Source organism: Vibrio algicola (genome assembly GCF_009601765.2).
Taxonomy (GTDB): Bacteria; Pseudomonadota; Gammaproteobacteria; order Enterobacterales; family Vibrionaceae; genus Vibrio; species Vibrio algicola.
Map to the genome: position 1 here is coordinate 709,104 of NZ_CP045699.1, position 14,645 is coordinate 723,748.

Annotated in this window: 11 protein-coding genes; 4 read left to right on the forward strand and 7 right to left on the reverse strand. The window is 42.4% G+C overall.

Annotated elements, in window-relative coordinates; all coding sequences use genetic code 11:
- Positions 1 to 89: 89 nt before the first annotated feature.
- The 3 genes from holA to leuS form a co-directional block, all read right to left on the reverse strand.
- Positions 90 to 1,121 carry a DNA polymerase III subunit delta gene (gene holA, locus GFB47_RS03205; RefSeq protein WP_153446518.1) on the reverse strand — a complete coding sequence of 344 codons (1,032 nt, stop codon included), beginning with the start codon at positions 1,119 to 1,121 and terminating at the stop codon, positions 90 to 92.
- A gap of 5 nt (positions 1,122 to 1,126) precedes the next feature.
- Complete coding sequence (locus tag GFB47_RS03210; RefSeq protein ID WP_407701687.1) at positions 1,127 to 1,777, reverse strand: LPS-assembly lipoprotein LptE; 651 nt, start codon at positions 1,775 to 1,777, stop codon at positions 1,127 to 1,129.
- A 183-nt stretch (positions 1,778 to 1,960) separates the two neighbouring features.
- The gene (gene leuS, locus GFB47_RS03215; RefSeq protein ID WP_153446520.1) at positions 1,961 to 4,555 is read right to left on the reverse strand and encodes a leucine--tRNA ligase; all 2,595 of its coding nucleotides are present in this window, start codon (positions 4,553 to 4,555) and stop codon (positions 1,961 to 1,963) included.
- Between the two features lie 121 nt (positions 4,556 to 4,676).
- Between leuS and GFB47_RS03220 the strand changes: the two genes are divergently transcribed.
- From GFB47_RS03220 to GFB47_RS03235, 4 genes are all read left to right on the forward strand, one after another.
- On the forward strand, positions 4,677 to 5,156 hold the full coding sequence (locus tag GFB47_RS03220; RefSeq protein WP_153446522.1) for a zinc ribbon-containing protein: 480 nt from the start codon (positions 4,677 to 4,679) through the stop codon (positions 5,154 to 5,156).
- Positions 5,157 to 5,465: 309 nt separating this feature from the next.
- Positions 5,466 to 6,833 carry an anaerobic C4-dicarboxylate transporter DcuC gene (gene dcuC, locus GFB47_RS03225; RefSeq protein ID WP_153446523.1) on the forward strand — a complete coding sequence of 456 codons (1,368 nt, stop codon included), beginning with the start codon at positions 5,466 to 5,468 and terminating at the stop codon, positions 6,831 to 6,833.
- Between the two features lie 80 nt (positions 6,834 to 6,913).
- The gene (locus GFB47_RS03230) at positions 6,914 to 8,038 is read left to right on the forward strand and encodes a M20 family metallopeptidase (protein WP_153446524.1); all 1,125 of its coding nucleotides are present in this window, start codon (positions 6,914 to 6,916) and stop codon (positions 8,036 to 8,038) included.
- Positions 8,039 to 8,210: 172 nt separating this feature from the next.
- Entirely contained in the window at positions 8,211 to 10,172 is a 1,962-nt protein-coding gene (locus GFB47_RS03235; protein WP_178306438.1) for an LTA synthase family protein, read from the forward strand.
- 173 nt (positions 10,173 to 10,345) lie between these two features.
- Here the strand turns inward: GFB47_RS03235 and lnt are convergent, their stop codons facing one another.
- The 4 genes from lnt to GFB47_RS03255 all read right to left on the reverse strand — a co-directional run bounded on the left by lnt (position 10,346) and on the right by GFB47_RS03255 (position 14,483).
- On the reverse strand, positions 10,346 to 11,869 hold the full coding sequence (gene lnt, locus GFB47_RS03240; RefSeq protein WP_153446526.1) for an apolipoprotein N-acyltransferase: 1,524 nt from the start codon (positions 11,867 to 11,869) through the stop codon (positions 10,346 to 10,348).
- A 16-nt stretch (positions 11,870 to 11,885) separates the two neighbouring features.
- The gene (corC, locus tag GFB47_RS03245; protein WP_153446528.1) at positions 11,886 to 12,794 is read right to left on the reverse strand and encodes a CNNM family magnesium/cobalt transport protein CorC; all 909 of its coding nucleotides are present in this window, start codon (positions 12,792 to 12,794) and stop codon (positions 11,886 to 11,888) included.
- A 99-nt stretch (positions 12,795 to 12,893) separates the two neighbouring features.
- Entirely contained in the window at positions 12,894 to 13,358 is a 465-nt protein-coding gene (gene ybeY, locus GFB47_RS03250) for an rRNA maturation RNase YbeY (protein ID WP_153446529.1), read from the reverse strand.
- 3 nt (positions 13,359 to 13,361) lie between these two features.
- Positions 13,362 to 14,483, reverse strand: coding sequence for a PhoH family protein (locus GFB47_RS03255; protein ID WP_153446531.1), 1,122 nt, complete (start codon positions 14,481 to 14,483; stop codon positions 13,362 to 13,364).
- Positions 14,484 to 14,645 lie beyond the last annotated feature (162 nt).

Genomic DNA, 14,645 nt, shown 5'->3' on the forward strand with positions numbered 1-14,645 from the left:
CGGTGCAATAGTAATAAAAAGTCGTTAAGAATAACATGGATAATTATAGCGAAAGGCGTTGTTTATGCTTGGTATGGCACCTAAATAGACTATAAGTTTGGCATGCTCACGTTATTTTCAGGCAAACAAAATGCTAAAGAAAACAGGGCTAATTGGAGCCAGCTGTCTTGGCTAAAGGTTGTTTTGACCGTCAATTCTAATGTAGTGAGTTGCTGAATAAGTTGTCGTAATTGCGATGAATTAAGTCGTTGTAGTGCAGCGGTGTAAAAAGGGCGCTTATTTTGCCAGATCCGATGTTGATCAAAAATATGACCAATTGATTGTCGTGCTGCTAAGGCTTGTTGCATTTCATGTAATAAGAACAGCTCTCTTTGTACAGTACGCAATAAAATAATCGCTTCTTGTCCTTCCGCTTCCAATTGACGCAAAATCCGTTGTGCTCGCTTGGCTTGACCTGTCAATAAGGCATCGGTCCATTGGAATGGGGTGAAATGATTATGACGACTGAGCGCCGCTTCAACCCGCAATAATGTGAGTTTTCCGTCCGGGTAGATCAGTGCCAGTTTTTCAAGGCTTTGTGCTAATGCCAATAAATTGCCTTCATGCCATTGAGATAGCATTTGAATCGCTTCTGCATCGGGAGATAATTTCAGTTTGCGGCAGCGTTGCTGAACAAATTGTGGCAGATAGCGTAATTCAGGGCTGTTGCATGACACCAACGCGCCTTGAGCATGCATGGCTTTAAACCATTTAGTATTTTCTTGAGCGCGAGTCAGTTTATTGGCAATAATGATCAATAAAATATCGGGATTTAATTGCGTTGCTAAATTAGCTAACTCTTTGGCTGAAGCGGTACTCACTCCGGTTTCAGGTATCTCTAATTCGATGATCTGTTGGTTTGAAAATAAACTTAACGCTTGGCAGCAGTCGTATATCTGCTCCCAATTAAGTTGCTTATCCAGACAAAAGCGATGTCTTTCTAAGAAACCTTTTTGCTTGGCTGCTTGATTAATTAAATCTCGGCTTTCTTGTAGTAATAGTGGTTCGTTGCCCATAACGAGGTAAACGTTATGCAACTGACGAGATAATTGTTGCTCTAATTTATCGGCAAAAATACGCATGGTGATTATCGAGCTTCGCTATTGGCTATAGCTTCGGTTGTGCTGGTTTGTTGCACCCCGTTGTCTAAATCTTGAGTCGTCGGCTGAGTATCATCAATATTGGTTGGGAAGTCTTTTGGCTGTGTTGCATCTTCAGCTCCAACAGGGATTAGCTGAGTTTGGAGTGTTGCCATTTGACGCAACATTTGTTCGGCAGCTTGTACGCGCATTTCATCTAAAATCAGATCTTTTTCGACAGATTTAGCCAACGCTGCCATTGGGTTATCAAGGTAACTACGCGTGACATGTACGCTGTAAGCTTTCGGGTTATAACCTGGAACCGTGACGATATAACTGGTGTTGTAGCTCAGTTCATATTCGGCGGCACGCGCATTTTGATAAAGAGATAACGTGCGATCACTATCGCTGTCACTTAATACGTGTAGGTTAGAAACGTTTTTCGCCGGTGGCACGATCTTAACCCCATTCATCAATAATTGTTTTTTTACTTCACGGGTGATCATGCCGTAGTCATCAAAACTGGTGACAGAAATGGTTTTGACATCATCAGGCAGAAGATAATCCCCACGTAAATGGAAGCTACACGCAGTACTCATCATTGCACATGCGGCAATGATCAAAAGACGAAAATGGAATTTAGAAAACAAACGTGTCACCAAGTTATCCCTCTGTGGCAGTGTTATATCCCCGATTTCCTTGAAACGACAGTTTCAATTTTGGGGTATGAATTTGAAAAGCTTATCTTATGCACTTTCATCAATGTTAAAGCAAAAGTGACAAAAATGTATAAGATAAGCGTAAATAACCGTGTATTGGTTACTTACGCTTTAATTTTTAAATTAGTTTGCGACTAGGTTGAGAAGTTTACCCGGTACATAAATCACTTTACGAATGGTTAAACCATCGGTGAATTTAATCACATGCTCGTTAGCCAGACCAAGCGCTTCGACTTCTTCTTTAGTTGCATCGGCAGCCACGGTCAGTTTAGCTCGCAGCTTACCGTTCACTTGTACAATGATAAGCTTTTCATCTTCAACTAAAGCTTTTTCATCAAAAGTTGGCCAGTCACAGGTATCGACTTTTTCGCCACCTAATGCTGCCCACATTTCAAAACAGATATGTGGAGTGATTGGGTACAGCATGCGAACCACTGCTTTTAATGCTTCATCTAGGATGGCGCGATCTTGCTCATTGGCTTGAGGCGCTTTACCCAGTTTGTTCATTAATTCCATGATGGCGGCAATCGCGGTGTTAAAGGTTTGACGACGATCGATATCATCAGTCACTTTAGCAATGGTTTTATGCACATCACGACGCAGCGCTTTTTGGTTACCAGTTAAAGAGGCCGGATCAAGTGCAAAGCTATCGCCTTGGGCTGTATGTTCACCCACTAGTTTCCAAACGCGTTTCAAGAAGCGGTTTGCGCCTTCTACACCAGATTCTTGCCACTCGAGTGTCATGTCAGCGGGCGAAGCAAACATCATAAATAAACGCACAGTATCGGCGCCGTATTTATTGACCATTTCTTGTGGGTCGATGCCGTTGTTTTTTGACTTAGACATTTTGATCATGCCTGAGTGTTCAACATTTCGGCCTTGATCATCAACCGCTTTTTCAATGCGACCTTTACCATCACGTTCAACCGTTACGTCAGTTGGTGCAACCCATTCTTTGGTGCCTTTCTCATTGGTGTGGTAGAAAGCATCTGCGAGTACCATACCTTGGCAAAGCAATTGTTTGAATGGTTCGCTTGAAGTGACATAACCGGCATCACGCAACAATTTATGGAAAAAGCGCGAGTACAATAGGTGCATACAGGCGTGTTCAATACCGCCAACATATTGATCAACAGGCAGCCAGTAGTTGGCTTTTTCAGGATCTAAAATATCGTCAGCTTGTGGGCTACAGTAGCGAGCGTAATACCAAGACGATTCCATAAAGGTATCGAAAGTATCGGTTTCGCGTAAGGCATGTTCACCATTAAAGGTGGTTTCAGCCCACGATTTATCCGCTTTGATTGGGCTAGTTACGCCATCCATCACTACATCTTCAGGCAAGATAACTGGCAGTTGGTCAGCTGGAACAGGGTGCACAACGCCATCATCGGTGGTGACCATTGGAATTGGTGCGCCCCAGTAACGTTGACGAGATACACCCCAATCACGCAGGCGGAAATTGACGGTTTTCTTGCCTTTGTTTTCAGATTCTAGTTTGGCAGCAATGGCATCAAATGCGGCTTGGAACTCAAGACCGTCAAATTCACCAGAGTTAAATAACGCGCCTTTTTCAGTGTACGCCGCTTCAGAAACGTCTGGTTGGTTACCTTCAGCATCTAAAATAACTGCTTCAATATCTAAGCCGTATTTAGTGGCAAATTCAAAGTCACGTTGATCGTGCGAAGGAACCGCCATAACTGCGCCCGTGCCGTAATCCATTAACACAAAGTTGGCGACAAAAATTGGCACTTCACGTCCATTTAATGGGTGAATTGCTTTAAGGCCAGTGTCCATGCCTTTCTTTTCCATGGTAGCAAGCTCTGCTTCGGCTACTTTGGTGTTTTTACATTCGTCACAAAACGCAGCCAATTCAGGGTTGTTTTTCGCCGCTTTAGTCGCCAGAGGGTGACCGGCTGCAATGCCCACATAGGTCACACCCATTAATGTATCTGGACGAGTGGTGTAGACTTCGAGATCCGATTGACCGTCGACTTTAAATGATAATTCAACCCCTTCAGAGCGACCAATCCAGTTGCGCTGCATGGTTTTTACCATATCAGGCCAGCCATCAAGGTTGTCTAAATCATCTAATAACTCTTGAGCGTATTCAGTGATTTTAATAAACCATTGTGGGATTTCTTTTTGCTCAACTGGGGTGTCACAACGCCAGCAGCAACCATCTTCTACTTGCTCGTTGGCCAGTACGGTCATGTCGTTTGGACACCAGTTAACCGAAGAGGTTTTTTTGTACACTAAGCCTTTTTGATACAATTTAGTGAAGAACTCTTGTTCCCAGCGGTAGTACTCAGGAGTACAAGTAGCAAATTCACGCGTCCAGTCATAACCAAAACCTAATAGTTTTAGTTGGTTTTTCATGTATTCAATATTTTCGTAAGTCCAAGGCGCTGGCGCAGTTTTGTTTTTTACCGCCGCGTTTTCAGCAGGAAGGCCAAACGCATCCCAACCAATTGGTTGCATCACGTTTTTACCTTGCAAGCGTTGAAAACGAGAGATCACATCACCAATGGTGTAGTTACGAACGTGACCCATATGCAGTCGTCCACTAGGATAAGGGAACATCGACAGGCAGTAGAATTTCTCTTTATCAGCATCTTCAGTCACTTCGAAGATTTTATTGTCATTCCAGTACTGTTGAACTTTTTGCTCAATGTCTTGTGGATTGTATTGCTCATTTAATTTCGCTACTGGTTTTTGCATCTGGGTATCCGATTTCGTAAATTTGTGAGATCCGTTAGATCAGGCCATACTTGATCAGCATAGAATACCTTAAAGCAGTGACACTCAACAATAGCCAAATCATAATAGACAGGAGTCCGCTATGCCAAAACGCCAACAGGAATACAAACAAGTTTTAGAACAATTATTAGAAAGAGTGAAGAAAACACCCGAAGAGCTTGAAAAAGCATTAGAAACACCGAAAGAAATGCTCGATGCAGTCAAAGATATGACCAAAGATGAAATGGCATTGATCCAACAATATTTAAAATCAGATTTAAAAGAATTTTCAGACAGCTACCAAAAAAGCCAAGAGGACGAAGATGATCCGTTTATGACGGTGGTTGCTGAATCTATTTGGGAAGGTTTACTTGAAATTACCGATAGAACCCAAGTTGAATGGCGAGAAGTATTTAAAGATATCGAACATAAAGGCTTATATGAAGTGGGCGATATTATTGGTTTAGGCGCGTTGGTGTGTGAAAAATGCGGTCATCGCCAAGAATACACCCATCCTCATGAAATCATCCCTTGTATGCAATGTGGTAATCATGCTTTTACCCGTATGCCATTGAAGCCTTAATTCACATTACTATTACTCGTTTCTATTCATCATAAATATAATATTTAACTATTTATGCTGAACGAGTAAGGTTGCTACTTTGTTTGTGGTTGTAAGGTTTATTGTTACAGGCGTGTTCGGTTTTTTGTGTTTTGGTATGAGTGTTTTTTGATAAAAAGCACTTGTATCGATAAATTTTCGTGTTACAAAGAAAAAATTGATAAAGATTAAGTTTTCTCATTACGGCATTTGATAGGTTGTGTGCCAACAAATATTAAAAATGATGATTGTTAATCAAAACACATCGCATAATTTAAAAGGCAAACAACTATGTTAGAACTATTAATCGGTCTTGCTGTGACCGTTGTAGTGGGTTATTTCATTGTAAAAGGCTACAAACCTACTGGCGTGCTATTAGCTGCGGGTACCTTCTTACTTCTTATCGCACAACCTCTTGGCCATTCGGTTCTTCCTCAAGGAATGGAATCAACGGGGAACTTCTTCACCGATTCATTGATGTTTTTGAAATCGACATTACAAAGTTACAGCGGCGGTTTAGGTCTACAAATTATGCTGTTATGTGGCTTTGCGACTTATATGACGCATATCGGTGCCAATAATATTGTGGTGAAACAATTTTCAAAACCACTGTCTTTTATTAAATCACCTTATATCTTATTAGTTGCGGCTTATATTGTCGCTTGCTTGATGTCTCTAGCGGTAAGCTCTGCTACTGGTCTTGGCGTGCTATTGATGGCGACATTGTTCCCAATGATGACCGCGATGGGTATTTCTCGTCCAGCCGCTGTGGCAGTATGTGCGTCTCCTGCTGCTATCATCTTGTCACCAACGTCTGGTGATGTGGTTATTGCCGCGCAAAAATCAGGTATTCCTCTGCATGTGTTTGCGGTTGAAACTGTATTACCTGTTTCTATCTCTGCCATTATTGTAATGGCGATTGCGGCGTACTTCTGGAATAAATATCTCGATAAAAAAGACAACACTCCAATGGAGAAAGTTGATATTTCAGATATGGATACCAGCGCTCCAGCTTATTATTCTATTTTGCCATTCTTACCTATTTTTGGGGTTTTCCTATTCAACGGCCAAACCATTAAAGGTTTAACATTAGATATTTATACCATCGTGGTGTTGTCAATTTTCATTGGCGCGGTGGTGCATTATGTTTCTAACCGCTGTAATGGTAAGAAAGCACTCGAAGATCTTGAAGTGTGTTATCAAGGTATGGCTGAAGCATTTAAAAGCGTCGTCATGCTATTGGTTGGTGCTGGTTTGTTCGCTCAAGGCTTAATGTCTATGGGGGCGATTGATAACCTACTTGCCCTTGCCAACAATGCAGGCGCAGGTGCGGTCGCGTTAATGTTGTTATTAACCGCCATTACGGTCGCAGCGTCGGTTGCAACCGGTTCTGGTAATGCCTCTTTCTACGCATTTGTTGAACTTGCGCCATCACTGGCGGCGAAAATGGGCATTAACCCTGCGTTCTTGATCATCCCAATGCTACAAGCGTCTAACCTTGGTCGTACTATTTCACCAGTTTCTGGGGTGATCGTGGCGACATCGGGTATGGGTAAAATCAGTCCGTTTGATGTGGTTAAGCGCACCTCGGTTCCTGTATTCTGCGGTCTAGCAACCGTGATCATCGGTACGGTGTTCTTAGTGCCAATGATGGCGTAACCCCGATACACCTTTGATAATGCCCATGACTTTCTAGCTGAGAGTTGTGGGCTTTTTTTTAATTCTTTTGAGGTGAGATAATGACTCAGTCTTTTGATTTACAACGTTATATCCAGCAACTTGAAACTTTAGTCAATGTGGATTGTGGTACTCGTACTGTGCAAGGTGTGGCGAAAATAGCCGATATTCTTACGCCAATGTTTGAACAAATTGGTTTTAGCGTCACTCGCCATCATGTCAGTGACGAAGCGGGACCTTGCTTAGAAATAACCAATAAACCAAATGCAGAATTTTATGATGTGATGTTAAGTGGCCACATGGATACGGTATTCCCTGAAGGCACGGTAGCAAAACGTCCGATGAGTTTGGATGAGCAAAAAATCTATGGCCCTGGCACATCGGATATGAAATCGGGCATTTTAAGTGCTTGGTATGCATTGCAGCAGTTGAGCGATGAAGAACGTGATCGCTTGGCGATTGTGGTGGCACTAAATTGTGATGAAGAAATTGGGTCACTGTATTCTCGCACTTGGATTGAAGAAATGGCGCGTAAAAGTCGCCGTGTTTTAGTATGTGAAGCGGCACGTACCAGCGGTAACTTGATCCGCTCACGTAAAGGTAATGCCAAATACGAACTGATCTTTAATGGTGTAGCCTCGCATGCAGGTTCGGCTTTAGAAGAGGGCGTATCGGCTATTTATGAATTAAGTCATTGGGCGCTGGCGATTAAAAACTTAGTTAACCTTGAAACTGGTACCACTATGAATGTGGGTGTGATTGAAGGCGGTTTAGTGGTTAACGTAGTACCAGATTTTGCCAAGGCGACGGTTGATTTACGTTTTTGGAGCAATGAAGAAGCACAAATTATTGATGATACCCTGCGCGCGATGGCCAAAACGCCATTTGAAAAGGGGGCAAGTGTGGAAGTTAACCGCTTAACCTTTAAACCGTCGATGCAACCAACGGATGCCACGCAAGTGATGATGACAATTGTTAGTGAAGAAGCGGATAAGCTTGATATTCAATATGGTTGGGAAGATGCGGGTGGCGGCTCTGATGGTAACTTTACTGCCAATGTCGGTACACCAACCTTAGATGGTTTTGGTCCAATGGGATCGGGGTTTCATTCGGATAAAGAATTTCTATTAATTGACTCGATCAAACCAAGAATTGATTTACTCGCTAATGTGTTAAAGCGGTTGTAACGGTCGATCTAGCGTAAAGTGAAATACTCTACATAAACCATAAATAGGAGCCGATGTGCTCCTATTTTTTTATTTATTGATAATGTCTGCGATAAACATCTAAATTTCGTAGACATGATTCCTATAGAAATGATATTTTGCACGCCATTTTGAAAATTTAGAGAATCAGATATTGGAAATTTTTAAGTCGTTCTTCGGTGTGTTATTCCCTGTTGTTGCCATGTTTGTTATTGGCCTTATTCTTCTATCTATGTCGCGTATTTGTTTGTGCGTCTGGAAGCGTGAGCGAGTTAAAAAAGCCAATGGCTTAAAAGCAATTTTGATTTCTGGCTTGCGTATGGATGTGGTGACGCTTTGTTATCTACTGATTCTACCAAGTTTATTAACTTGTTTATTTACTGGCTTTGATGCGATTAGTGGTGTTTGGCTAACCGCATTACGTATTTGGTTTGTGGCTGGTTTATGGTTGTTAGTCTATATGGAGATCGCAACCCCAAGTTTTATCGATGAGTATGACGTTCGCCCCAATCGTTTCTTTGTTGAATATCTGATTTACCCGAAAGAAGTGTTCAGTATGCTGTGGACGGGCTATAAATTAGAGCTGTTTATTGGCCTTGTGGTGTCGATGTTAACCTTATATTTAGGCTGGTGGTTTACTGGCCTGTTAGTGTCTGATATTGCCAGTCCTGCTTGGTATTGGCGTTTACCGCTAGGTTTAGTAGCGGTAGCTTTATGTGTGCTTGGGGCTCGTTCAAGCTTTGGTCATCGTGGCATCAACCCATCTATGATTGCTTTTTCTCATGATCACTTAATGAATGATTTTGCGCTAAATTCAACTTATTCAGTTCTGTATGCAATTAAGCTAATGCGTACTGACGAAGATGCGTCTTCTTACTATCCAAAAATGTCGCAAGACAAAGTTATTGATCTTATTCAACAATCGACCCATATAGATCAAGCTCAATATATTCATCCTGAATTACCAACCCTAGTTCGCCGTCCTGCCAGTTATCAAGGTAAGCCAAAAAACTTGGTGATTTTATTGCAAGAAAGTTTAGGTTCACGTTTTGTGGGTGGATTGGGCGGTTTACCATTAACGCCGAATTTAGATGAAATACTCAAAGAGAGTTGGTATTTCACCCGTCTATATGCAACCGGAACTCGCTCTATTCGTGGTATTGAAGCGGTAACCAGTGGTTTTTCACCAACACCGGCCAATGCAATTGTAAAATTGTCGAAAGGGCAGAAAAATTTCTACACCATTGCGCAAACACTATTTGATAAGGGCTACCATACTCAATTCATTTATGGTGGAGAAAGCCATTTTGATAATATGAAGGGTTATTGTTTGGGCAATGGCTTTACTGATATTCAAGATCTGCCTACTTTTATTAAGCCGCAGTTTATTGGTTCGTGGGGCGCATGTGATGAAGATTTATATGATAAAGCACATCAGCAATTTACCGAGTTAAACAAAAGCGATAAGCCGTTCTTTAGTTTTGTGTTTACTACCACCAACCACTCTCCTTATGAATATCCAGAAGGTAAGATTGAGCTGCATAACACGCCTGCAGCGACGCGCGAAAATACCGTGAAATATTCTGATTTCGCTTTTGGTGAGTTTATTAAGCAAGCCAAAGCATCAGATTACTGGGACGACACTATCTTTGTGGTGGTGGCGGATCATGATTCACGCGTTTGCGGTGATCAAGCGGTGCCGGTCGATTACTTTAACATTCCAGCGATTATTTTCGGCGGTGGTGTTGAAGCGAAAAAAGATGACCGTATTGCCAGTCAGATTGATTTACCACCAACGTTATTATCTATGATCGGTATTGATAACTTTGGTCCAATGATTGGCCATGATTTAACCCAAGATATCGAAACCTCGAAGCTGCGTGCCATGATGCAATACCATGATACTTTTGCTTGGATGAATAACGATAATCAAGCGGTAGTGTTTGAGGCCAATAAGCCAGTCAGTTCTTATCAATATAATCCTCAAACCCATCATTTAGATGCGATGGATTTACCGCAAGCTATGATTGATATTGCCAATGCTAACGCCTTATGGGGCAGCTTGGCTTATAAGAATGACTACTGTCACTGGGGTAAGATCAAGCAAGCGATGTGATAGCAAGAGACCTAAGCATGCGAATCTATAGCGTGGTATGAAAATCACGGGTAACAAAAAGGCAGCCTATCATCATTGGTGATAGGCCGCCTTTTTTATTGCTATTTGCTTACAGAGTTGTTTTCGGGTAAATACGATAAGAGTAACCTAAACCTAAACCTAAACCTAAACCCCTAGCGTTGCTTATAGCGATTACGCAGCAACCAAGCGCCACCTAAACCAATAACACTCCACAGGTACAATAACCAAGAACCAATAGATCGGTAAGGGGTATTACCTGTTGTAGATGTGACTTCAGCGTTTAACACTTCGGTTTTAAACTGTGGTACTTGTTTAGTGATACGGCCTCTGTAGTCCGTTACCGCGGTAATGCCGTTATTGGTTGCACGAATGAGTGGTTTACCCAACTCTAAGGCTCGCATGCGGGCAATTTCCATATGTTGGATAGGGCCGATAGAATGTCCAAACCAAGCATCATTTGATAAGGTCAGAATAAAGTCAGTATCATTGGTGACATTTTGTCTGACTTGCTCGCTGAAAATGATTTCATAACACAAAGCGGCCAATAAATGACGGCCGTTCGCCACCAAGTTAGGCTGAATAAAAGCACCACGTTGGAATGATGACATTGGTAGATTAAAAAATGGTGCGATCGGACGCAATAAATCACCAAATGGCACAAACTCGCCAAAGGGCAGTAAATGGTGTTTGCTGTAACGCTTAGCAGTATCGTAATCGTAAGGGCCTTGACCATCTTTACCAAGGGTTAAGACATTATTGTAAAAGCGACCCATATCATCTTGCGATAACACACCCGTGATCAACGCGGTATTGTTAGTACGCGCAGCGGTATCAAGGTTTTGCAGGAAGGCAGGTAAGTCTGATTCTAATGCCGGGATCGCAGCTTCCGGCCAAATAACAATATCAGATTGCCAGTTCTCACGACTCATATCGGTGTATTTCATTAAGGTTGGCCAGCGGTGGCTTGGCAACCATTTTGATTTTTGATCGATATTACCTTGGATTAACGCAAATGAGGTTTTACTGGCCGGATTCAGCTTAACCCATTGCACTTGGTTTAAAGCATAACTTAAACCTACAATGGCGACAGGAACGGCGAGATATTGCCATTTTCGACTGCGCAACACGTACACGAGGCTGCCGGCAATGATCCATAGCATTAGCGTAATCGACTCTACGCCTGAAACAGGGGCAAAGCCATTGAGTGGGCTGTCGATTTGGCTGTAACCCAACCATAACCAAGGGAATCCGGTAAACACCCAACCACGCAACCAATCATTAAATAACCAGAATATCGGCGCGGCGATCAATAAACGACGACGATTATTAGTCGGGAAAAAACGGTTTAAAAAGCCACCAAAAAGAGCTGGGTAAATGGCAAGATAGGCGACCAGAAGGGTCATTAAGAAGACGCTCGCCGCTTTAGGCATGCCGCCAAAGGTATCGATACTGACATGAACCCAATGGATCCCAGTACCAAATTGACCTAGACCCCAAGCAAAGGCAATCCAAGCGCCGGCTTTTGCAGTTTGTGAATCGAGTAGCAAAAGTAACAGGAATGGGCTAACCAGCGCGATCGGCCAGTAACTAAAAGGTGCAAAAGCAAGTGTGGTGGTGGCGCCAATAAAAGCGGCCAAAAGAGGCCGCCATAAGCGCTGAATCAAAGTTGATATCATTCGCGGTTAATGCTTCTTAATTATTGGTTGTCTCAGGTTCAATATTTGTCTCTGAGTTATTTGGGATGGTGACTTGCAGTTGATTGACGCGGCGATTATCACAAGCGGTCACTTTAAAAGTATAACCATCTATATCTACCGACTCGCCACGTTCTGGCAAGTGACCAAAGTTGATCATGACTAAACCACCGATGGTATCGACTTCGTCATCACTGTAAGTAGTGTTAAAGGCATCGTTGAAATCATCGATGTCGGTTAAGGCTTTAACCGAAAAAGTATGTTTACTTAACTGGCGAATATCGGCGCTTTCTTCATCGTCAAATTCATCTTCAATTTCGCCAACAATTTCTTCTAAAATATCTTCGATGGTGATAAGACCGGACACGCCGCCAAATTCATCGACCACAATCGCCATGTGATAGCGTTCTTCACGAAACTCTTTCAATAAGCGATCGACACGCTTACTTTCAGGTACCACCACGGCAGGGCGTAATACTTCATTGAGTGTAAATGGCGTACTGTCTGACACCAAATAACGTAATAAATCTTTTGCCAGCAGCATTCCTTCAACATGATCTTTGTCTTCGTTAATCACAGGATAACGAGAGTGAGTCGCGTCGATAATTAAGGTTGCAAGGGTATCTAAATCATAATCACGACTGATAGTGACCATTTGAGAGCGAGGGATCATAATATCCCGTACACGCATTTCTGAAATTTCCATCACTCCTTCGAGCATGTCACGAGTATCAGGGTCGATTAAATCGTTTTCTTCTGAATCTCGAAACACTTCCACTAGCTCTTGGCGATCTTTAGGATCACCTTGAAACATTTGAGCTAAACGGTCGAAGAAGGACTTTCTACTGGGACCTTCAGATTTGTCGTTCTTACCTTCTGCATGAGAAGGTGAGTTATCATTGTTCATGTTTACTCTTTAGTTATACCAAACACAATAATTGTGAATCTTGAAGTATTGTGGTTGGCATGATGACTATCAACAGCGGATAGCGCGCTTATTTATTAATTATTCTTTTTCTGAGATGTAAGGGTCGTCAAAACCCAATTTTTGCATGATCTCAGTTTCGATGGTTTCCATTTCTTCCGCTTCGTGATCATCAATATGATCATAACCTAACAGATGAAGCGAGCCATGTATAACCATGTGTGCCCAATGTGCTACCAGAGGTTTATTTTGCTCTTTCGCTTCAGCTTCAACCACTTGTTGGCAAATGATTAAATCACCCAGTAAATCTATCTCAATACCAGGTGGCGCTTCAAACGGAAAAGATAGCACATTAGTTGGCTTATCTTTGCCACGGTAATCACGATTGAGTTGTTGGCTTTCTTCCGCTTCAACAATCCGAATGGTTAATTCCGCTTGCGGTTGAAATAAAGGGATCACCGCGTCTAACCACTCTTGAAATTGAGCTTCTGGTGGTAATAATTCGTCATTTTCGACGGCAATTTGAAGATCGAGTTCAATGCTCATGGATTAATCCTTTGGCTGTGCTGGTGTACTATCGACACCAGCAGTCTTGTCAGCATGATTAAAGATCGCTGCGGCTTGTGCTTCACGTTGCTCACGCTCTTTACGACGACGTTTGTCGATAATATCGCGTTCTTTTTGATCTTTGGTTTCCCACTTCTCGTAGGCGTTAACAATGCGAGCAACCACAGGATGGCGCACTACATCATCGGCAATAAAGAAGTTAAAGCTTATATCACTGACATCCGATAACACTTCAACCGCATGACGAAGCCCTGAGCGAGCACCACGAGGTAAATCGATCTGAGTCACATCACCGGTTATCACGGCGCGAGAATTAAAGCCAATACGCGTTAAGAACATTTTCATCTGCTCAACGGTGGTGTTCTGGCTTTCATCTAAAATGATAAAGGCATCATTTAGAGTACGACCACGCATATAAGCCAGTGGCGCCACTTCAATCACGTTACGTTCAATCAGTTTTTCAACCCGCTCAAAGCCGAGCATTTCAAATAATGCATCGTAGAGTGGACGTAAATAAGGGTCGACTTTTTGGCTTAAATCACCAGGTAAGAAACCGAGTTTTTCACCCGCTTCAACCGCAGGGCGAGTCAATAGAATACGGCTGATTTCTTGACGCTCAAGCGCATCTACCGCCGCCGCAACCGCCAAGTAAGTTTTACCCGTACCCGCAGGACCAATACCAAAAGTAATGTCGTGAGTCACAATATTAACTAAATATTGACCTTGGTTTGGGGTGCGAGGTTTAATGATGCCTTTTTTGGTTTTTATAAAGACTTCTTTACCGTATTCAATCACTTGTTCTTGTTGCTGCTCTAAAATACCAGACTCTTTCACCGCAAGATGAATGTTTTCAGGTTCAATGTCGGCAATTACACCACGAATAGGAGAAGTATCAACATACAAGTCTTTAAGAATATCTAAACCCGCGGCGGCAGTATGAGGCTTGCCAACAATGGTGAAAAAATGACCGCGATGGTTAATTTCGACACCTAAACGGCGTTCAAGATGTTTGATATTGTCATCAAAAGGGCCACATAAACTGGCAAGTCTGTGGTTGTCGGAAGGTGTTAAGTTGATTTCAAGTGTGACGATTTTATTACTCACTAGGTCCCTCTCATAGTTTTGCGGTTCAATATCCCCGTCCTACTTGAAGTCGCAGTTTTGTTGTTTATAAACAATAGGTGGTTACAATCACTCACCCCAATCTCTTAGACAAGCTCTCTGTTTACAAAAGCTAAGCTCATTGGGATGAGTATCCTTACCGCC

Bases quoted from the DNA above. Each gene is read 5' to 3' on its own strand.
- holA (WP_153446518.1), bottom strand. From the start codon at position 1,121: ATGCGTATTTTTGCCGATAAATTAGAGCAACAATTATCTCGTCAGTTG.
- leuS (WP_153446520.1), bottom strand. From the start codon at position 4,555: ATGCAAAAACCAGTAGCGAAATTAAATGAGCAATACAATCCACAAGAC.
- GFB47_RS03220 (WP_153446522.1), top strand. From the start codon at position 4,677: ATGCCAAAACGCCAACAGGAATACAAACAAGTTTTAGAACAATTATTA.
- dcuC (WP_153446523.1), top strand. From the start codon at position 5,466: ATGTTAGAACTATTAATCGGTCTTGCTGTGACCGTTGTAGTGGGTTAT.
- GFB47_RS03230 (WP_153446524.1), top strand. From the start codon at position 6,914: ATGACTCAGTCTTTTGATTTACAACGTTATATCCAGCAACTTGAAACT.
- lnt (WP_153446526.1), bottom strand. From the start codon at position 11,869: ATGATATCAACTTTGATTCAGCGCTTATGGCGGCCTCTTTTGGCCGCT.
- corC (WP_153446528.1), bottom strand. From the start codon at position 12,794: ATGAACAATGATAACTCACCTTCTCATGCAGAAGGTAAGAACGACAAA.
- ybeY (WP_153446529.1), bottom strand. From the start codon at position 13,358: ATGAGCATTGAACTCGATCTTCAAATTGCCGTCGAAAATGACGAATTA.